Raw genomic sequence first — 18,709 nt, 5'->3', positions numbered from 1 at the left:
GGCGGTGCCCAGCCCCTGTCGGTGGACGTGACGGTGGTCATCCCGACCCTGAACGGCGAGCGATTCCTCGCCGAGGTGCTCGACGCGGTGGCCGGGCAGCGGTTCGCGGGCCGCATCGAGACGCTCGTCATCGACTCCGGCTCGACGGATGCCACGCTCCGGATCGTGCGGGACCGGCCGGATGTCCGCCTGCACGAGATCCCGAACGCCGAATTCGGGCACGGACGGACGAGGAACCTGGGTGCGCGGCTCGCCCGCGGGCGGGTCGTCGCATTCCTCACGCAGGATGCCACCCCCGCCCACGATGCGTGGCTCGGCGAACTCGTGTCGCCGCTCGACGAGGCGGGCGTGGAGGCGGTCGTCGGCCGACAGGTTCCGCGGAACACCGCTGTCCCGCTGCTCAAGTACGACATCGAGCGAGTGTTCGACGGACTCGGATCAGCGGACGAGCCGACGATCGTCGATCGGACCGGGCTGGACGGCGCGGACGCCGACGCCGTCGGCTTCTACTCCGACGTCAACTCGGCGGCTCGCCGCGACTTCCTCCTGCGGACCATCCCCTACCGCGACGTGCCGTACTCCGAGGACCTGCTCTTCGCCCGCGACGTGCTCGAGGCCGGGTACCGGAAGGCGTACGCGCCGGCCGGCTCGGTGCGTCACTCGAACGAGGTCGGGATCCGCGAGTACGCGGGGCGCATGTTCGACGAGACCGTGAGCCTGCGCCGCATCGGCCACGACGTCCCGAGCTACTCGCGGATCGGCGCGCTGCTCCGGGCCGGCCGGGGAGCGCTCGTCGACACCGGCCGGATCCTGCGCGATCCCGACTACCGGATGGCAGACCGGGCGAAGTGGCTCGTGGTCAATCCGGCCTATCACCTCGCACGCTGGGCGGGCCTCCGGCGCGGCGGGCGCATCGACCTCGGCGACGCCGCGGGCGTCGCGCGGCGGTCGTGGGAGGCGAGGCAGCGGCGCGGGGTCAGGTGATGAGCGACTTCAGCCAGCCGGGGATCATCCCGCGCCGCCGGACGAGCCCGTGCACGGTGCCGGTGGTGATCGCGAGCACCTGGGCGATGCGCTGCGGCCCGCTCACCATCGACACGATCATGCCGCCCATCTCGCGGCGCAGCACCGCGCCCACCCATCGCGGGCGGCGCAGCACGTTGCGCAGGATGAGGTCGATGTTGTTGCGGGCGATGTAGTACCGACGGAACGGCGAATGGTACTGGTACGTCGCGATCCGGCCGCTCTCGCGGTGGCGCATCGGGATGCCGAACGGGCGGAGCTCGGCGCGACGCCCGATCGAGTGGCGGATGTCGGTGCCCTTCGCCACGGCGATGCGGAACCCGCGGTCGCGCACGCGCAGGCAGTACTCGGTGTCGACGCAGTCGATGACGAGGCGCTCGTCGAACAGTCCGCCGTGCTCGAGGCAGTCGCGGCTGATGACGAAGCCGGTCTGGATCGCCTCGGGCACGAGCCCGAAGCCCTCGGGCGACACCCACGTGGGCAGGGCCGGGGCTCCGTTCACGGCGTCGACGGCGACGATGCCGAGGCGGGTGACCGGGTTGGCCGTCGCGAAGATGCCGAGCGCGATGGCGACGTAGTCCTCGGGCAGGTCGGTGTCCTGGTCGACGTTCACGACGTAGTCGGCGCCGTCGTCGAGCGCGACGCGCACGCCGGTGTTGAGCGCCGCGGCGATGCCCGCGTTGCGTGCGAGCCGGTGCACCTCGACGCCCGATTCCGCCGCGTCGGCGAGCACGGCGTCGGCCGACGGTCCGGAGCCGTCGTCGACGACGATGACGCGGTCGACCTGACGCGTCAGGTCGCGCAGTCGGCCGACGACCCCGTCGTCGGGGTGGAAGGTGGGCACGACCGCGATGACGCGGGGGGCGGATGCTGCGACGGGCGGGCTCTCACGGGGCGGTCTCGTCGAGGGCATTAGGCTAGTTTACGACCGCCGACGAGAGGAACTGGATCCATCGTGACCAACGCCCCGAGCACTCGATGGCCGGACACCCGGCCCGATGCCCGCGTGAGCTCCGAGGCGGAGCTCGCCGAGGAGCGCCTTGCCTTCGCCGATCGCATCATCGGCCTCGAGGAGCAGGTCAGGGAGCTGCAGGCCGCGAGCCGGCTGACTCCGACCGAGACGGTCGCCGCCGAGGCGAACCTCGCAGGGATCAAGTCGTCGCTCACCTGGCGCGCCGGTCGGGTCGTGATGCTGCCGGTGCGCGTGCTCCGGGTCGTCAAGCGCCGAGTCCTCGGATGAGCGTGGCGGACGCCGCCCTGGCGGCTCGCGTCGAGGCGTGGATCGACTCGGCCGGTCACACGGCGGACGAGGTGGTGCGCACCGCTCGCGCCGTGCTCGATGCCGGTTTCGATCCCGCCGGCGTCCGCATCGTGGTCGACGGCGTCGCCCACGAGGACACCTCCGAGATGATCCGCGGAGCCGAGTCGGTGGGCCTCGACGTCCTCTCCGCGGAGTCGGCGGCACTGAACGCCCGCCTCGCCGACACGTCGGCCGAGTTCCTCTTCGTCGTCCGCTGGGGCCTCGTCGCGGGTGACCTGCTCCCGAAGGCGGTCGGGTTCCTCGACCGCTTCCCGACGATCGACGTGGCCTACGGCGACTCGGTGACCGACGCCGGGCTGCCGCTGCTGCGGCCGGCGTTCTCGCCCCTGCGGCTCCGGAGCAACGACTACCTGGGCCCCGTGGTCGGCGTCCGCGTGGCCGCGCTGCGCGCGCTCGGCGGATTCGACCCCGAGGCGCGCCGGGCGCAGGTGCTCGACGCCGTCCTGCGCGCGCACGCCGCGGACCGCCGCGTCGCCCTCGTCCCGGTGATCCTCGCGACCGAGGACCTCGCGCCCGGCGACTTCGCGGGCACCTCGGCCGCGCAGGCCGAGGTGGTGGCGCGCCACCTCGCCCGACGCGGCGTCGAGGCGTCCGTCGAGGAGATCGAGCCCTTCGTGCGCCGCGTGCGCTACGCGATCGTCGACGAGCCGCTCGTGTCGATCGTCATCCCGACGCGCGGTGGCAGCGCTGCGATCGCGGGCGCCGATCGGGTGCTCGTCGTCGAGGCGATCCGGGGCATCGTGGAGCGCTCGACCTACCGGAACCTCGAGTTCGTGGTCGTCGCCGACGCCGAGACGCCCGACGAGGTCGTCGCCGAGCTGGAGGACCTGTGCGGCGACCGCCTGCGGCTCGTGCTCTGGGACGCGCCGTTCAACTTCAGCGCGAAGATGAACCGCGGCGCCGTCGCCGCGCGCGGCGACTACCTCCTGCTGCTCAACGACGACGTCGAGGTGGTGAGCGACGACTGGATCGAGACGCTCCTCGGGCTCGCGCAGCAGGACGGCGTCGGCATCGTCGGCGCACAGCTCTACTTCGAGGACAGCACGGTCCAGCACGCCGGACAGGTGTACACCGGCGGCGTCGCCGGCCACGCCGCGTTCGGGTGGGCCGGCGGCCGCGACGACTCGATCAAGTCCATGACGACCGACCACGAGGTCTCCGGCGTCACGGCGGCCTGCGCCCTGATCGCCCGTGAGCTCTACGTCGAGCTCGGCGGCTTCACGCTCGCCCTCCCCGGCAACTACAACGACGTCGACCTCAACATGAAGGTGCGCGCGACCGGTCGCTCGGCCGTGTTCAGCCCCTGGGCCCGGCTCTACCACTTCGAGTCCAAGACCCGCGACCCGCGCATCCTCGAGAGCGACCTCACGACCCTGCAGGGGCGCTGGTCCCGTCGCATGCAGGTGGAGCTGTACTCCCGCATGCTGTGACGGATCGGGCGGTCGCTCGTGCCGCCCGGAGCCGCGTTCCCGGGCGACCGCGGTCGCCCGGGAGCCGTCGTCAGGACGTGCTGACGGCGCCCGTCGCGATCGCGTCGGCGAGCGCCTCGCGCCATGGTCGCATCGGGTCCAGGCCCGCCGCGGTCCACGCGTCGTGGCCGAGCACCGAGTACGAGGGCCGCGGCGCGGGTCGCACGAATGCGCTGCTGTCCGTCGGGGTGATGCGCTCGGGATCGAGCCCGGAGTCCTCGAGCACCGCCCTGGCGAACTCGAACCAGGTGGCCTGGCCGGAGTTCGTTCCGTGGTAGATCCCCGCGGGGAGGTCGGCGTCGAGCATCGCCACGAGCTGGGCCGCCAGGTCGGCCGTCCAGGTCGGCTGGCCGAGCTGGTCGTCGACGACCGACCACGTGTCGCGCGACGATGCGAGCTGCAGCATGGTGCGGGCGAAGTTCGGGCCGTGCTCGCCGTAGAGCCACGCGGTCCGCACGACGTAGGTCCCGTCGGGATGCGCCTCGAGGGCGAGCTCCTCGCCCGCCGCCTTCGTGCGGCCGTAGGCGTTGATCGGGTCGCGGGGGAGATCCTCGGCGTACGGCGTCGTGGCCCGACCGTCGAAGACGTAGTCGGTCGAGATCGTCACGAGGCGTGCGCCGAGGTCGGCGCTCGCCGCGGCGAGGTTCGCCGGTCCGGTCGCGTTGGCGGCGTAGGCCTCCGACTCGTGCGTCTCGGCGTCGTCGACCTTCGTGTAGGCGGCGCAGTTCAGCACGACGTCGTGGCCGCGCACCGCGGCAGCGACCGCCGCGGCATCCGTCACGTCGAGGTCGGCGCGGCCCAGCGCGGTGACCTCGCGGCCGGCGAGCGCCGCCTGCAGGTCGCGTCCGAGCATGCCGGATGCCCCGGTGATCAGGTAGCGCATCGGGTCACTGCCCCTGTGCCTTGTAGCGGGCCTCGGTCGCGTCCTTCTGGGGCGCCCACCACGATTCGTTGTCGCGGTACCACGCGATGGTGTCGGCGAGACCCGACTCGAAGTCGGAGAACTGCGGCTCCCAGCCCAGCTCGGTGCGCAGGCGCGTCGAGTCGATGGCGTAGCGCAGGTCGTGGCCGGGTCGGTCGACGACGTGGTCGTAGGCGTCGGCCGGCTGCCCGAGCTGCGTGAGGATGAGCTCGACGACGTCCTTGTTGTTGCGCTCGCCGTTCGCGCCGATGAGGTAGGTCTCGCCGATCTCGCCCTTGTCCAGGATGGTGAGCACCGCGGAGGAGTGGTCGTTCGCGTGGATCCAGTCGCGGACGTTCTCGCCCCTCCCGTAGAGCTTCGGCCGCTCGCCGCGAAGCACGTTCGTGATCTGCCGCGGGATGAACTTCTCGACGTGCTGGTAGGGCCCGTAGTTGTTCGAGCAGTTCGAGATCGTGGCCCGCACCCCGAACGAGCGGACCCACGCGCGCACGAGGAGGTCGCTGCCGGCCTTCGTCGACGAGTACGGGCTGGACGGGTTGTACGGCGTCGTCTCGGTGAACTTGGCCGGGTCGTCGAGCTCGAGGTCGCCGTAGACCTCGTCGGTGGAGATGTGGTGGAAGCGACGGTCGTGCCGGCGCGCGGCCTCGAGCAGCGTGTAGGTGCCGATGATGTTCGTGTCGAGGAACGGGCGGGGGTCCTCGAGCGAGTTGTCGTTGTGGCTCTCGGCCGCATAGTGCACCACCGCGTCGGCGTCGGCGAAGAGCTCGTCGACGAGCGCAGCGTCCTGGATGTCGCCCTTCACGAACCGGAAGCGGTCGGCGGGCAGGCCCTCGAGCGAGGCGAGGTTGCCGGCGTAGGTGAGCTTGTCGAGCACCGTGACCGAGTGGTCGGTGTGCTCGAGCAGGTAGTGGACGAAGTTCGAGCCGATGAAGCCGGCGCCGCCGGTCACGAGGATTCTCATGGGTTTCGGATGTCTCCTGACGGTGATTGGGGCCGATCGAGTCTACCGGTTCGTGCCTGGGGGCCATCGGCGAACGATCCCGCCGGCCGCTACGCTGGACTGATACCCGATCGATGGAGCCCGCGTATGACGATGATCGGCGGCAGCACCCATGGCACGCCGGCCCGCACCGCCCTCGAGCCGTCCTGGCTCGGTCCCGCCTCGTACTGGCAGCCCGCGCACATCCCGACGTCGGCGTGGCTCGAGCACGCGCCGTTCGGATTCTGGCTGGTCGACGAACTGCGGCCCCGTGCGGTCGCCGAGCTCGGCACGCACTACGGCTTCTCGTTCTTCGTGTTCGCCGAGGCCGTGCGCAGGCTCGGCCTCGAGTCGCAGCTGTACGCCCTCGACACCTGGCAGGGCGACGACCATGCCGGGTTCTACGGCGAAGACGTCTACGAGAGCGTTCGCACGGTCGCCGACCGTGACTACGCGGGCTTCACCCACCTCCTCCGCGGCTACTTCTCCGATTCGCGTCCGCTCATCGAGGACGCCAGCATCGACCTGCTCCACATCGATGGCCGCCACGGATACGCGGACGCGCGTGAGGACTTCGACGAATGGGCGTCCGCCGTCCGCGACGGGGGAGTGATCCTCTTCCACGACATCGCCGAGCGCAGCGAGGGGTTCGGCGTGTGGCGCCTCTGGGAGGAGCTCGCCCCGCGGCATCCGTCGTTCTCGTTCACGCACGGCCACGGGCTGGGCGTCCTCGGCGTCGGCGACGTGCGCAGCGACGGTCTCACCGCCCTGTTCGAGGCGGATGCCGCCACGGTGCGGGAGGCCCGGGCCACGTACGAGCGACTGGGCGCCGTCGTCTCGCGGCAGGCGACGCTCGAGGCCATGCCCGCGGAGGTGGCGTCGCTGCACGACGTCGTCCACTCGCTGTCGGGCGAGATCGATCGCCTGCACGGCGAGATCGAACGGCGGGAGGCTGCGATCACCGAACTCCGCGCGAGCACGAGCTGGCGGGTGACTCGTCCGCTCCGAGGCCTCGGTCGCGCACGCGATCGACTGCTCGGTCGACGTTCGCGCCCGTAGGCGCGCTCAGAATCCGGCCGCGACCGTCCCGATGGCCGTGATGACGCCGATGACCGTGAGCGGGATGACGAACGCGCGGTTCGGGATGAGCATCACCAGCAGGAGGACGAGCAGCGGTGCGAGGGCGTTCGAGTACCGCTCCACGATCGGGAAGTCGAAGCCGAACGTGAGCCAGTTCGAGATGCGGAGCGCCGGGGGATACAGCACGATCGTCGCGAGCGTGCCGATCGCGAGCAGCCGGATGGTCGTCGACGTCTGCTCGCCGAGGCCGCTCGGAAGCTGCGTCGCCGGGCGTCGCCCGAATAGCCGCCTGACCGTGAACGCGAGCACGAGGACCATCGATCCGAAGACGAGGACGGTGATCCAGACGGGCGCGCCCTCCGAGAACGCGTGCACGACGTTCGCGATGAATCCGGTCGGCGCCGTACGGATGCCGCCGGTCTCCCGCCAGGGGGTGTGCAGGAGGGCGAGTTCCTTCGTCGCACCGATGAGGATGTCGCGCACGCCGCTGGGCGGGATGAAGTCGTAGAGCGCTTCGTCGGGGATGGTGGCGCGCGCGGCGATGATCCTGCCCCACACGATCACGGGCGCCAGGATGATGGCGGCGAGGACCCCGACCTGCCACCAGCGCGGGCGCCAGTCGGGGGCCGGATCCCAGCCGAATCGCCGGCCGACGAGCACGGCGACCATGGCGAGGGCGAATCCGCCGGCCGCGAGGGAGTCGGTCACCGCGATCGCCGCACTGAAGGCGACGGCGAGCGCGAACCACGTGAAGCCGCGTCCGCGCTGCATCCAGAGCAGGCCCGTCCCGCCGATGAGCGCTCCCGCCAGGATCGCGGTCGACGACGGGTTCACGATGGTGCCCGTGAACACGATCATCGAGGAGGCGACGGGGACCGCGGTCGCGGCGAGGAATCGCGCTCCGCGCAGGCCCAGGAGCCAGGCGAACACGGCGCACGCGACGACGCCGAGGATGAGCGTGAAGGCACTGTAGGCGCGGTAGGCGTCGAGGGGGTCGTCGGAGCCCGTGACGGCCTGCCAGAACCCGTGGAACGCCGCGGCCCCGAAGAAGTACGTGGGGTAGTGCGCATAGCCGGTCGAGTACTTCCCCGAGGGGATCGACTCCGGCCCGAGGCGATCGTCACCGCACGGGTACGGGAGGCCGCCGCCCTCGTGGCCGACGCCGCAGGCCCACTCGTCCACGAGCTCGGGGCCGAGCAGCATGCCGCGCCACGGGATGACGCCCTGCTCGGCTCGGACGGCGGTGTCGAAGTGGATGTGCTCGTCGATGACGGAGAGCGAGTGGCCGTCCTGCGAGATGTTGACGAGCCCGAAGCCGAACACGAACACGAACAGGATCCCGCCCACGAGCGCGAACGGGATCGAGCGGATCCAGCTTCGCACCTTGACGGCGGTCGTCTCGGTCTCGGTCACTGCCATCCTCTCTCGGCCCAGCGAGGAACTCTATCAGTCGCGAGCCCGCCCGTCGGGCGGGCCCGGGCCGCCTCGACGAAACGCCCGATCCGAACGGCGACCTAAGATGTAGGGCGTGCAGATCCGCGAACTGAAGATCCCCGACAGCTACGAGATCACGCCTCGGCAGTTCCCCGACGAGCGCGGGGTCTTCCTCGAGTGGTACCGCTTCGATCGCCTCGAGGAGGCCGTCGGCCACCGCCTCGACCTCGCGCAGGGCAACACCTCGGTGTCGAAGCGCGGCGTCGTCCGCGGCATCCACTTCGCGGACGTCCCGCCGAGCCAGGCCAAGTACGTGACGGCGACGCACGGCGCCGTGCTCGACTTCGTCATCGACATCCGAGCGGGGTCGCCCACCTTCGGCCAGTGGGACTCCGTGCTGCTCGACGACGTCGACCGCCGGGCGATCTACATCGCCGAGGGCCTCGGCCACTGCTTCGTCGCGCTCACGGACGACGCCACCGTCAGCTACCTCGTGACCTCGACCTTCAACGCGGAGCGCGAGCACGGCATCGACCCGACCGACCCCGAGGTCGGCCTGGCGTTCACCATCGACGCCGACGAGCTGCTGCTCTCGCCCAAGGACACCGCGGCGCCGAGCCTCGCTGAGGCCGCCGAGTCGGGGCTGCTCCCGACCTGGGCGGCGGCTCGGGCCTACTACGACGAACTCAACGGGAAGGGCTGACATGCGCGGCATCATCCTCGCCGGCGGTTCCGGCACGCGGCTCTGGCCGATCACCAAGGGCATCTCGAAGCAGCTGATGCCGATCTACGACAAGCCGATGGTGTACTACCCGCTGTCCACGCTCATGATGGCCGGCATCAACGAGATCCTCATCATCACGACGCCCGAGTACAACGAGCAGTTCCGTGCGCTCCTCGGCGACGGGTCGGCGCTCGGCATCCGCCTCGAGTACGCGGTGCAGCCCAGCCCCGACGGCCTCGCGCAGGCGTTCATCATCGGGGAGGAGTTCATCGGCGACGAGTCCGTCGCCCTCGTCCTCGGCGACAACATCTTCCACGGCACCGGCCTCGGGTCCGCGCTGCGCAAGCACAACGACATCGACGGCGCGCTCATCTTCGCGTACCAGGTGAGCGACCCGACCGCGTACGGCGTGGTCGAGTTCGACGAGCACTTCAGCGCGATCTCCATCGAGGAGAAGCCGGCGCAGCCCAAGAGCAACTTCGCGGTGCCCGGACTCTACTTCTACGACAACGACGTCGTCGGGATCGCGAAGACCATCGAGCCGAGCGCACGCGGCGAGCTCGAGATCTCGACGGTGAACGAGCGCTACCTCCAGGCGGGCAAGCTGAGCGTCCAGGTGCTCGACCGCGGCACGGCGTGGCTCGACACCGGCACGTTCGAGTCGATGATGCAGGCCTCCGAGTACGTCCGGGTGATCGAGGACCGGCAGGGCTTCAAGATCGGATGCATCGAGGAGATCGCCTGGCGCGCCGGGTGGATCGACGATGCCCGACTCGGTGAGCTCGCGGCGCCGCTCGTGAAGAGCGGGTACGGCGCCTACCTGCGACACCTGCTCGCGCAGGCGTAGCGAGGCCCGTCCGCGGCGACGCGGGCGCGGCGACGCGGGCGGCGATGCGCGGGTCGCGACGGCTAGCGCGCCGCGCGACGCTCCGCGAGCGTCGAGCGGAGCCGCAGGCCCGTGAGCAGCACGATGCGGACCGGCCAGAACAGCGGACGCGAGTACTTCTTCCTGATGAACCGCTCGGCGCTGCGATGGTGCGCGCGGATCATGGCCGCGGACTCCCCGGCGGTCGAGTGACCGCCCGAGTGGGTGACCTCCGCCGTGGGCGTGAACCGGTTGCGCCAGCCCGCCCGCGTGAGCCGGTACCCGAGGTCGACGTCCTCGAAGTACATGAAGAAGCCCTCGTCGAAGCCGCCGATCTCGTCGAAGGCCCTGCGGCGCACGAGCACGCACGAGCCCGACAGCCAGCCGGCGTCGCGCTCGGCGTCGGAGGCGGTCGCGGCGTGGTATCGCCGGGTCCAGGGGTTCGACGACCAGATGTTCGAGAAGAGCGCGTGACCCGATCCGACGCGGATGCCGGGCACCTCGCGAGCCGACGGGTACACGCTGCCGTCGTCGTTGCGCACGACCGGGCCGACCGCGCCGATCCGGTCGTCGATCCCGCCGGCCTCGACCAGGTGATCGATGGCGCCCTCGTGGAACACGACGTCGGGATTGGTGATCATCACCCACTCGATCGCCGGGGGCAGCTCCTTGACGACCTCGTTGATCGCGCCGCCGTAGCCGAGGTTCGAGCGCATCGGCAGGTAGGTGCCGCCGACGCCGGTCACCACCTCGCGCGTCCTCCCGGTGCTGGGAAGGTTGTCGGCGACGACCACGAGCGGTCGATCGGATGCCGCAGCCGGCACGCTCGCCAGCATCGCCGTGAGCTCGGCCTCCGAGCCGTAGCTCACGGAGACGAGGGCGACGGTCGCCTGGTGCGGCCCGGCGGTCATGCGGTGACGGGCGTGACGGAGCCGGATGCCGCGAACTGGACGACGCCGGCTCCGAACGGGTCGTCGGCGAAGTCGAGCACGCCGGCCGGGTCGAGCAGCGCGATCGGTGCGCCGTCGCCGTCGGTCGCTCCGGCGCTGATGACGAGGCGGTTGATGCCGAAGTTCGTCGAGGGAACGTGGAACTGCACGTCGTACCGGCCGGGCGTCGTGGGCAGCTCGATGCCCAGCCCCTCGGTGTTGAGCCGATAGACCGCATGCCCGAGCACGGACTGCATGGTGATCCCCGTGATCCACTCCGTCGGCTCAAGCACCTCGGCGTGGATGGTGAGGCTGAGGTCGGTGCCGCGTTCGATGGTCCGGCCCGCGACCGGGATGCCGGCGGCATCCGTCACGGTCAGTGCGTTGATCTCGACGGCGGGACGATCGCGAGCACCGGACTCGTGCTCCTCACCGGCGATGCGGTCGCGCTCGTAGCCGTCGCGCAGCACGCGGATGCCCTCGCCGACCGCACCGTCGTGCACGATCCGTCCGCCGTCGAGCACGACCGCGCGGGTGCACACGTCGGCCACCTGCTCGGAGGAGTGGCTCACGAGCACGATCGTGCGTCCCTCCTTCTGGAACTGGCGGATCTTGTTCATGCACTTCAGCTGGAACGGCTCGTCGCCGACCGCGAGCACCTCGTCGACGAGCAGCAGGTCGGGATCGGAGTGCACCGCCACGGCGAAGGCCAGTCGCACGTACATGCCGGACGAGTAGAACTTGACCTGGGAGTCGATGAACTCGCCGATGCCCGAGAAGTCCACGATCTCGTCGAAGACGGCGTCGGTCTGGGCGGTGGACATGCCGAGCAGGGCGGCATTGAGGTAGACGTTCTCGCGGCCCGAGAGGTCGGGGTGGAAGCCCGCCCCGAGCTCGAGGAGCGCCGCGACGCGCCCGCGGCGGTACACGTCGCCCTCGCTGGCCTCGACGATGCCGCCGACGACCTTGAGCAGCGTGCTCTTCCCCGAGCCGTTGTGGCCGATGAGCCCGACGGTCTCGCCGAGGCCGATCTCGAGCGACACGTCGTCGAGCGCGTGGAACTCCGTCCGAGACTTCGAGCGCGAGCCCCAGTAGAGGATGCGGTCCTTCAGGGACTTGTCCTTGTGGAGCACGAACTTCTTGGCGACGTGCTCGATCCGGACCAGCGGTTCTGCCATCTGTGCGGTGCTCACAATTCCTGCGCGAAGTTGCTCTGGAGACGGGAGAAGATGCGCTGGGCGACCAGGAGCAGCACCGCGCAGACGACGATGGCGATGAGCATGCGGAGCCAGAGGAGATCGGGCCAGTACTGGGCCGGGTCCTGGGTGCCCGCGACCCACATCGCCTTCTGCATTCCGAGCACGCCGAGCGTCACCGGATTCGCGAGGTAGAGCTGCTCGAGCCACGTGCCGCCGATCGCGTCGTGGACGAACCCGACGGAGTAGACGATCGGCGACGCCCAGAACAGCACCAGGAGCAGGATCTCGACGAGGTGCTGCACGTCGCGCAGGTACACGTTGAGCGCCGACAGCACGAGCGCGAGCGCCGTCGCGAACACGAGGATGAGGATGAGGCTGAGCGGGAGGTAGGCGAGCTCGGCGTGCAGCGGCGGCTGCCCGAGGATGATCGTCGCGAGCAGCAGGATCGCGAACTGGACCACGAAGTTGAACGACGAGGCGCCGACGGTGGCGAGCGGGAAGATCTCACGCGGGACGTAGACCTTCTTGACGAGGCCTGCGTTGGTGACGATCGAGTTCGTTCCCGCGGTCACGATCTCGCTGTAGAGCGCCCACGCGGTCAGACCCGCGAACACGAAGATCGCGAAGTCGGGGATCGAGCGAGCCGCCCCCAGGAACTGCCCGATCGCCACGTAGTAGATGATGAGCTGCGCGAGCGGTCGCATGAGCGACCAGATCACGCCCAGGCTGCTGTTCTTGTACTTGGCGCGCACCTCGCGGCTGACGAGCCGGCCGAGCAGCTCGCGATGGTCGAACACCTCGACGAGCGACATCCAGGTGCCGCGGCCGAGCGAGTTGTCGCGACCGATGCGTCGCAACGGCTCGTTGACGACGCGGGCGCTCTCGGCGCCGCTGCGATCCGGCATGTTCCACGTACTTTCGGTCTCGGGGGATTCGTACGATCCTACCGACTCGCCGGCCGAGTGATCGCCGCGAGCGCGCTCCCGCCGCGCGGTGCGCGCTTGCGACCCCGTCGTCGGCCCTCGCGTCCATTCGCGCCGCGCCCTGTGTCGTTCGTCGGCCCCCGTCCGCCCGTGCCCTACCCTGAGCACGTCGCCCGCGGCCGATGCGGGGGGACCGGATCGGGGGTCGGGCCGATGACCGAAGCACGCGGGGCCTGGCGCGGCCTGCTCGTGGTCGCCTCGCTCGTCGCCGCCCTGCTCGTTCCCGCGATGTCGGCGCCGCAGCCCGCGGCCGCCGCCGACTTCGACGCCGGCAACATCATCTCCGACGCGAACTTCTACAACGGGTCGGCCATGACCGAGGCAGAGATCCAGCAGTTCCTCGAGGCGCGGGTGGGGTCGTGCCAGAACTCCAACTGCCTCGCGGTCTACCGAGCCGACACGCCCACGCGGACCTGGTCGTTCGGATCGTGCTCGACGTACGCGGGAGGGGCCGCCGAGTCGGCGGCGCGCATCATCTTCAAGGTCCAGCAGGCCTGTCGGCTGAGCGCGAAGGTGATCCTGGTGACGCTCCAGAAGGAGCAGAGCCTGCTCACCAACCCGGCTCCCTCGGACGGGATCATGCGCAAGGCCATGGGCTACGGATGTCCCGACACCGCCGCGTGCGACTCGACCTACTACGGCTTCTTCAACCAGGTGTTCGCCGCCGGCCGGCAGCTCACGTGGTACGGCGACCCGGCCGGATCGTTCACGTGGATCCGGGTCGGCCAGGTCAACGCGATCCAGTACCACCCGAACGCGGGTTGCGGCACGAAGGACGTGCTCGTGCGCAATCGCGCGACGGCCGCGCTGTACTACTACACGCCGTACACCCCCAATGCGGCGGCACTCGCGAACCTCGGCGGGATCGGCGACGCGTGCAGCGCGTACGGGAACCGCAACTTCTGGGTGTTCTACAACACCTGGTTCGGTCCCACGGTGGGTGCGGACCCGCGCGCCATGATCGACGCCGAGCATGCCGCGCAGGGTGGCGCGGCCGGCCCACTGGGGACCCCGGTCTCCGACGTGATCGCGATCCCTGAGAACGGCGGCGGGTACGGCCGCGCCTACCAGGGCGGCTCGATCTACTGGTCGCCCGCCTACGGGGCGAAGACCGTGCTCTCAGGGCCGATCCGCGACTACTACTTCGCCCGGGGCGGCGCCGCGGGCTGGCTGGCGTGGCCGCAGTTCAACGCCGGGCGGATCGACGCCGGCACCGCCGGCATCGGGCAATCGTTCTCGGGAGGCTCCGTCTACAGCTCGAACGTGGGCACCTTCGCGGTTCCCGAGGCGCTGCGTCCGCCGTACTTCGCGGTGGGCGGCGCCCTCGGCGTCCTGGGCTGGCCGAGCGCCGACGCGGTCGCGCGACCGGAGGGCGGCGGCGGAACGGAGCAGCGGTTCCAGGGCGGCGCGGTCTATCGTTCCGGCGCGGGCGCGTTCGCGGTGCCGCAGCAGATCTCCGCGGCGCACGACGGCGCGGGCGGCGTGGGCGGGCGCCTCGGATGGCCGACGAGTGCCGCTGCGGGCATCGCGGCGAACGGCGGCGGGATCGCCCAGGCGTTCGGCGGCGGATCCGTGTACGCGTCGCCGGCCGGTGCCTTCCCGGTCGAGGGCGCGGTGCGCGACGCGTACTTCACCGTCAACGGATCGGCCGGCCGGCTGGGCTGGCCGATCGGGGCGGCTGCATGCGCGTCCGGGTCCTGCCGCCAGGACTTCCAGTACGGCTCGATCATCGCGGGCGCGACGGGGGCGAAGATCACCTCGCCCGAGATCGATGCCGTGCACGCCGGGCTCGGCGGGAACGGCGGCGTCCTCGGTGCGGCCACCACGGGGCTGCTGCGTCTCGACATCGCCGGAGGCGGCATGGCGGTCGCGTACCAGAACGGCTCCATCTACTTCAAGCGCTCCCTCGGCGCGTTCGCGGTGACCGGACCCGTGCTCGTCCGCTACTTCGCGACGGGTGGCGCGGCCGGTCCATTCGGCTGGCCGGCGTCGTCGGAACAGTGCGACGGCGGGGGCGCCGCGTGTCGCCAGGCCTTCGAGGGCGGCCGGCTCTACCGCAGCTACGACGATGCCGCGCGCCTCAGCACCGACGCCATCTTCGCCGTCTACGGGCAGTCCGGGGGAGCCCGAGGCGTCCTCGGCCCGACCGCGACCGACCTCCTGTCGATCCCGCAGAACGGCGGAGGCGTGGCGCAGGCCTTCGCGGCCGGGTCGATCTACTCGAAGGCGGCTGCCGGGACCTTCGCGGTGTCGGGCGCGATCCGCGACCGGTACTTCCAGCTGGGCGGCGCGGCCGGGACGCTGGGCTGGCCGACCACCGCCGCGTCATGCGCCGGCGGTCGATGCTCCCAGTCGTTCGAGGGCGGCGCGATCGACGTGCCGGCCTAGCCGTCCGGCCTCTCCCGGGCCTCTGCGATCGCCGACGTGGGGCGGTCGTCGCTCGGCGCTGATCCCCGGGTACCGTTTGCTACACTCGTACGGCTGTCCGGCAGGTGGGCAGGAGAGGAAGCAAGCTGCCCCGGTGAGAATCGCTGTCGTCAACAACTTCTTCCCCCCGCGACCAGGCGGTTCGTCGCATCTCGCCGACCACCTCGCGAAGCGCTACGCCGAGCAGGGCCACGAGGTCCTCGTCCTCACCGCGGCATACGGGGGCGCGCCGGCCGACGAGGAGCGCGATGGGTTCCGCATCCGGCGGGTGCCGTCCTGGACGCTCCCGAAGACGAGATTCGCCGCGAACTTCGACATCGGCTTCACGATCTCGCCGCGCGCAAAGCGCGTGGTCTTCGACACGCTCGACGCGTTCGCACCCGACATCGTGCACCAGCACGGACAGTTCTTCGACCTGACGTGGCTGTCGGGCTACTGGGCACGGCGTCGCCGGGTACCCACGCTGCTGAGCATCCACACGCGGCTCGAGAGCCCGCTGAGCCGCTTCAACAGCATGGTCTACGGGCTCGGCGACCGCTGGCTCGTGGCGCCCATGATGCGCTTGCACCGGCCGACGCTCGTCGTGATGGACAAGCTCATGGACGAGTACATCCAAAAGCGCTACCGTCGCGTCATCCGGGGGACGGTCGCCATCCCGGTGGGCGTCGATCCCGAGAAGATGCGGGGCGGCGACGGAGCGGTGACGCGCTCGAGCCACGACCTCGGCGACCGGCCGGTCATCCTCTCGATCGGCCACGTGATCCCGCAGCGCAACCGGATCGCCCTCGTGAAGGCCCTGCCGAGGATCCTCGAGCGGCATCCCGAGGCCGTCGTCCTCGTCGTGGGCGGCGTGTACCACGACGAGTTCCTGCATCTCGCCGATCGGATGGGCGTCCGCCACGCGGTGCTGGCCGTCGGCGCCCAGCCGCAGTCGACCATCCCCGACTACCTCGCCGCCGCGAGCATCGAGGTGCACGAGCTCGAGGGCGAGGGATTCGGAACCGCGAGCCTCGAGGGCCTGGCGTCGGGCGTGCCGATCGCCGCGGCCATCGACGCCGACAACTTCATCGGCCTCGAGCTCGTCGACGGCCGCGAGCTGTACCTCGTCCCGTTCCGCGACGGGACGACGAGTGCGGATCCCGTCGCGCTCGCCGACACCGTCAACCGCGTGCTCGAGGATCCCGCGGGCGCACGGGCGGCCGTGGGAGGCCCGGCGCGAGAGCTCATCGAACGTCATTTCACCCTCGAGCGGGTCGCCGCGCGGCACCTCGAGGTGCTCGCCGACCTCGTCGGAGGCACGGTCCCCGATCGCGACGCCCGTGTCGACCGCTGAGTCGTCGGGCTCGCGCCCGTCCGTCCTCGAGCGATATCGAGCCATCGTCGCGCCTGCCGCAGACGGACTTCCGAGCCTTCGCGTGCTGCTGTGGCCGCTCGCGCTGCTGGCGATCGTCCTCGTGGTCTTCGTCTCGCTCGGGCTGACCGGGTCCTCGACCGGCGTGCTGCGCCCGTCGTTCGACACGGGCGCCGACCCCGACCTGCTCGCCAACCAGCCGCTCCCGATCCGCAGCGACGAGTGGTACGTCCAGACGTCGTGGACGATCTCGCAGGTGGAGCAGGGCCTCCCGATCGAGAACCGATCGTTCCCCGGCGGCATGGACGCGACCGTGCAGCACGACCTCCCGAGCTGGGACTGGTCGATGGTCTTCCGACCGCACCTGCTGGGCTTCTGGTTCCTCCCCCTCGACCAGGCCATGGCCCTGAAGTGGTGGCTGCCCGGCTTCGCCCTCATCGCGGCCGTCTACGTGCTCGCGGTGACACTGCTCCCGAGGCGCCCGCTCACGGCCGCGCTGTTCGGCGTCGGGTTCTTCTTCGCGCCGTTCTTCCAGTGGTGGTACCTCTCGATCACCTTCTTCCCCGCGGTGTGGGCGGCGCTCGTGATGGCCGCGGTGATCTGGATGCTGCGTCGACCGCGTGGGCCGGCGAGATGGGTGCTGGCGGCCATCGTGGCCTACGTCACGGTCACGGTCGGAACGGGGATCTACGTGCCGTTCATCGTGCCGGCGGTGTACGTGGTCGCAGCGTTCGCGATCGGGGCCACCCTGACGGCGTCGACGACCCCGCTCGTCGGCGTGGTCCCACGACTGCGCGCGCTCGTCCCGCTGCTCATCGCCGGCGCCGCGGGTGCGCTGGTCATGGTGCTCTGGCTCGTCACGAGATGGCAGACCATCGAGGTGTTCACGGGCACGGTGTATCCCGGCGAGCGCCTCGAGTCGACGGGAGCGGGAGGCTTCGATCAGCTGAAGTCGCTCCTGAGCGGACCGTTCCAACGCAACCTGGAACTGTCCGACGGCGCACCGTTCGGCACGAACCAGTCCGAGGCCTCGTCGTTCCTGCTGCCGGGGCTGTTCCTGGTGATCCCGCTCGTGTGGCTCTTCGTCCGGAGCGTCCGCGAACGGCAGCGGGACTGGCTCGCGCTCGGGCTCCTGGTCGTGGGCGTGGTGTTCGCCGCGTTCATGCTGATTCCCGGCTGGGATGCGATCTCGCACCTGCTGCTCCTCGACCGGACGACGGTCGGTCGACTGCGTCTCGGCTGGGGACTCCTCTCGCTCATCATGATGCTGTTCGTCCTCTGGCGCGTCGATCGACGACGCACGACCGCGGCGGCGCGCATGCCGTGGTGGGTGGTGCTGTCCGCCGTCGTCCCGGCCGCCGCGTGGACGGCCTACATCGCGTGGAGCCTCGTGCGGAACAACGCCGTCATCGCGACCGGCGACTACACGTGGATCCTCCTCGCCATCGGGTTCGTCGCGATCGTCGCGTGCAACGCCTACGGGTGGGCGCTCGTCACCGCGGTGCTGTTCGCCGCGATCTCGATCGCCTCGTCGTCCTCGGTGAACCCGCTCTACCGGGGGGTCTTCGACCTCAACGAGACGCAGACCGTGCAGACCATGAAGGAGATCTCGGGCGACGGGTCCGAGCGATGGGTCGGGGTCGGCGAGACGTCCCTGCCCACGGTCATGCTCGTCCAATCCGGGCTGCCGTCGTTCAACGGCTTCCAGAGCTCCCCGTCGCAGGAGATGTGGGACGCGATCGATCCCGACCTCGACGAGCGCGTGTGGAACCGCCTCGCGAACGTGTCGTGGGGTCCCGGTGACGGACCGCCCGATGCGCGCAATCCAGCGCCCGACCAGATCAGGCTGACCTTCGACTCGTGCGCGTCGTTCGCCCAGGAGAACGTCGAATGGGTGCTCGCCGACGAGTCGCTCGACCAGCGGTGCCTCGAGCCCGTCACCACGATCGACGAGGGTCCGAGCACGTTCTGGATCTACGAGGTCGTCGAACAGCGGTGACCCC

Annotated in this window: 16 protein-coding genes; 9 read left to right on the top strand and 7 right to left on the bottom strand. The window is 70.5% G+C overall.

What is annotated here, in order from left to right:
* The first annotated feature begins 21 nt into the window (after positions 1-21).
* Complete coding sequence (locus FYC51_RS01865; protein WP_222863190.1) at positions 22-984, top strand: glycosyltransferase family 2 protein; 963 nt, start codon at positions 22-24, stop codon at positions 982-984.
* Here FYC51_RS01865 and FYC51_RS01860 read toward each other — a convergent pair.
* The gene (locus tag FYC51_RS01860; protein WP_148731993.1) at positions 977-1,936 is read right to left on the bottom strand and encodes a glycosyltransferase; all 960 of its coding nucleotides are present in this window, start codon (positions 1,934-1,936) and stop codon (positions 977-979) included. The two genes, FYC51_RS01865 and FYC51_RS01860, sit on opposite strands and share 8 nt — an antisense overlap.
* A gap of 93 nt (positions 1,937-2,029) precedes the next feature.
* Between FYC51_RS01860 and FYC51_RS01855 the strand changes: the two genes are divergently transcribed.
* Together FYC51_RS01855 and FYC51_RS01850 are read left to right on the top strand one after the other, a co-directional pair.
* Entirely contained in the window at positions 2,030-2,263 is a 234-nt protein-coding gene (locus FYC51_RS01855) for a hypothetical protein (RefSeq protein ID WP_148731992.1), read from the top strand.
* Positions 2,260-3,774 carry a glycosyltransferase family 2 protein gene (locus FYC51_RS01850; RefSeq protein WP_148731991.1) on the top strand — a complete coding sequence of 505 codons (1,515 nt, stop codon included), beginning with the start codon at positions 2,260-2,262 and terminating at the stop codon, positions 3,772-3,774. Before FYC51_RS01855 ends, FYC51_RS01850 begins: the two co-directional genes overlap by 4 nt.
* Positions 3,775-3,844: 70 nt before the next feature.
* Here the strand turns inward: FYC51_RS01850 and rfbD are convergent, their stop codons facing one another.
* On the bottom strand, positions 3,845-4,696 hold the full coding sequence (gene rfbD / locus FYC51_RS01845; protein ID WP_148731990.1) for a dTDP-4-dehydrorhamnose reductase: 852 nt from the start codon (positions 4,694-4,696) through the stop codon (positions 3,845-3,847).
* A 4-nt stretch (positions 4,697-4,700) separates the two neighbouring features.
* The gene (rfbB, locus tag FYC51_RS01840; protein ID WP_148731989.1) at positions 4,701-5,696 is read right to left on the bottom strand and encodes a dTDP-glucose 4,6-dehydratase; all 996 of its coding nucleotides are present in this window, start codon (positions 5,694-5,696) and stop codon (positions 4,701-4,703) included.
* A gap of 126 nt (positions 5,697-5,822) precedes the next feature.
* On the opposite strand from rfbB, the gene FYC51_RS01835 reads away from it, so the two are divergent.
* Positions 5,823-6,773, top strand: coding sequence for a class I SAM-dependent methyltransferase (locus FYC51_RS01835; RefSeq protein ID WP_238476163.1), 951 nt, complete (start codon positions 5,823-5,825; stop codon positions 6,771-6,773).
* A gap of 6 nt (positions 6,774-6,779) precedes the next feature.
* Here FYC51_RS01835 and FYC51_RS01830 read toward each other — a convergent pair whose 3' ends face one another.
* Complete coding sequence (locus tag FYC51_RS01830; RefSeq protein ID WP_148731988.1) at positions 6,780-8,207, bottom strand: hypothetical protein; 1,428 nt, start codon at positions 8,205-8,207, stop codon at positions 6,780-6,782.
* A 115-nt stretch (positions 8,208-8,322) separates the two neighbouring features.
* Between FYC51_RS01830 and FYC51_RS01825 the strand changes: the two genes are divergently transcribed.
* On the top strand, positions 8,323-8,931 hold the full coding sequence (locus FYC51_RS01825) for a dTDP-4-dehydrorhamnose 3,5-epimerase family protein (protein WP_148731987.1): 609 nt from the start codon (positions 8,323-8,325) through the stop codon (positions 8,929-8,931).
* A 1-nt stretch (position 8,932) separates the two neighbouring features.
* Positions 8,933-9,799 (top strand): glucose-1-phosphate thymidylyltransferase RfbA, encoded by an 867-nt coding sequence (rfbA, locus tag FYC51_RS01820; RefSeq protein ID WP_148731986.1) that lies wholly within the window; start codon positions 8,933-8,935, stop codon positions 9,797-9,799.
* A 62-nt stretch (positions 9,800-9,861) separates the two neighbouring features.
* Here the strand turns inward: rfbA and FYC51_RS01815 are convergent, their stop codons facing one another.
* The 3 genes from FYC51_RS01815 to FYC51_RS01805 are packed head-to-tail and all read right to left on the bottom strand — an operon-like array spanning position 9,862 to position 12,850.
* Positions 9,862-10,728 (bottom strand): glycosyltransferase family 2 protein, encoded by an 867-nt coding sequence (locus FYC51_RS01815; RefSeq protein WP_148731985.1) that lies wholly within the window; start codon positions 10,726-10,728, stop codon positions 9,862-9,864.
* Positions 10,725-11,924 (bottom strand): ABC transporter ATP-binding protein, encoded by a 1,200-nt coding sequence (locus tag FYC51_RS01810; protein ID WP_148731984.1) that lies wholly within the window; start codon positions 11,922-11,924, stop codon positions 10,725-10,727. Before FYC51_RS01810 ends, FYC51_RS01815 begins: the two co-directional genes overlap by 4 nt.
* Before the next feature lie 11 nt (positions 11,925-11,935).
* The gene (locus FYC51_RS01805) at positions 11,936-12,850 is read right to left on the bottom strand and encodes an ABC transporter permease (protein ID WP_148731983.1); all 915 of its coding nucleotides are present in this window, start codon (positions 12,848-12,850) and stop codon (positions 11,936-11,938) included.
* 231 nt (positions 12,851-13,081) lie between these two features.
* On the opposite strand from FYC51_RS01805, the gene FYC51_RS01800 reads away from it, so the two are divergent.
* The 3 genes from FYC51_RS01800 (at position 13,082) to FYC51_RS01790 (ending at position 18,705) form a co-directional block, all read left to right on the top strand.
* Entirely contained in the window at positions 13,082-15,316 is a 2,235-nt protein-coding gene (locus FYC51_RS01800) for an LGFP repeat-containing protein (RefSeq protein ID WP_148731982.1), read from the top strand.
* A 133-nt stretch (positions 15,317-15,449) separates the two neighbouring features.
* The gene (locus tag FYC51_RS01795) at positions 15,450-16,688 is read left to right on the top strand and encodes a glycosyltransferase family 4 protein (protein ID WP_187432447.1); all 1,239 of its coding nucleotides are present in this window, start codon (positions 15,450-15,452) and stop codon (positions 16,686-16,688) included.
* Positions 16,689-16,770: 82 nt separating this feature from the next.
* Entirely contained in the window at positions 16,771-18,705 is a 1,935-nt protein-coding gene (locus FYC51_RS01790; RefSeq protein WP_148731980.1) for a DUF7657 domain-containing protein, read from the top strand.
* Positions 18,706-18,709: the final 4 nt, after the last annotated feature.

It is taken from the genome of Agromyces mariniharenae (assembly GCF_008122505.1).
GTDB lineage: Bacteria > Actinomycetota > Actinomycetes > Actinomycetales > Microbacteriaceae > Agromyces > Agromyces mariniharenae.
The sequence above is the reverse complement of the archived record's forward strand: the minus strand, read 5'-3'. Positions and strand labels throughout refer to the sequence as shown.

Excerpts from the sequence above, each read along its gene's own strand:
- FYC51_RS01860 (WP_148731993.1), bottom strand. The coding sequence starts at position 1,936 with ATGCCCTCGACGAGACCGCCCCGTGAGAGCCCGCCCGTCGCAGCATCC.
- rfbA (WP_148731986.1), top strand. The coding sequence starts at position 8,933 with ATGCGCGGCATCATCCTCGCCGGCGGTTCCGGCACGCGGCTCTGGCCG.
- FYC51_RS01835 (WP_238476163.1), top strand. The coding sequence starts at position 5,823 with ATGACGATGATCGGCGGCAGCACCCATGGCACGCCGGCCCGCACCGCC.
- FYC51_RS01810 (WP_148731984.1), bottom strand. The coding sequence starts at position 11,924 with ATGGCAGAACCGCTGGTCCGGATCGAGCACGTCGCCAAGAAGTTCGTG.
- FYC51_RS01850 (WP_148731991.1), top strand. The coding sequence starts at position 2,260 with ATGAGCGTGGCGGACGCCGCCCTGGCGGCTCGCGTCGAGGCGTGGATC.
- rfbD (WP_148731990.1), bottom strand. The coding sequence starts at position 4,696 with ATGCGCTACCTGATCACCGGGGCATCCGGCATGCTCGGACGCGACCTG.
- FYC51_RS01815 (WP_148731985.1), bottom strand. The coding sequence starts at position 10,728 with ATGACCGCCGGGCCGCACCAGGCGACCGTCGCCCTCGTCTCCGTGAGC.
- rfbB (WP_148731989.1), bottom strand. The coding sequence starts at position 5,696 with ATGAGAATCCTCGTGACCGGCGGCGCCGGCTTCATCGGCTCGAACTTC.
- FYC51_RS01805 (WP_148731983.1), bottom strand. The coding sequence starts at position 12,850 with ATGCCGGATCGCAGCGGCGCCGAGAGCGCCCGCGTCGTCAACGAGCCG.
- FYC51_RS01800 (WP_148731982.1), top strand. The coding sequence starts at position 13,082 with ATGACCGAAGCACGCGGGGCCTGGCGCGGCCTGCTCGTGGTCGCCTCG.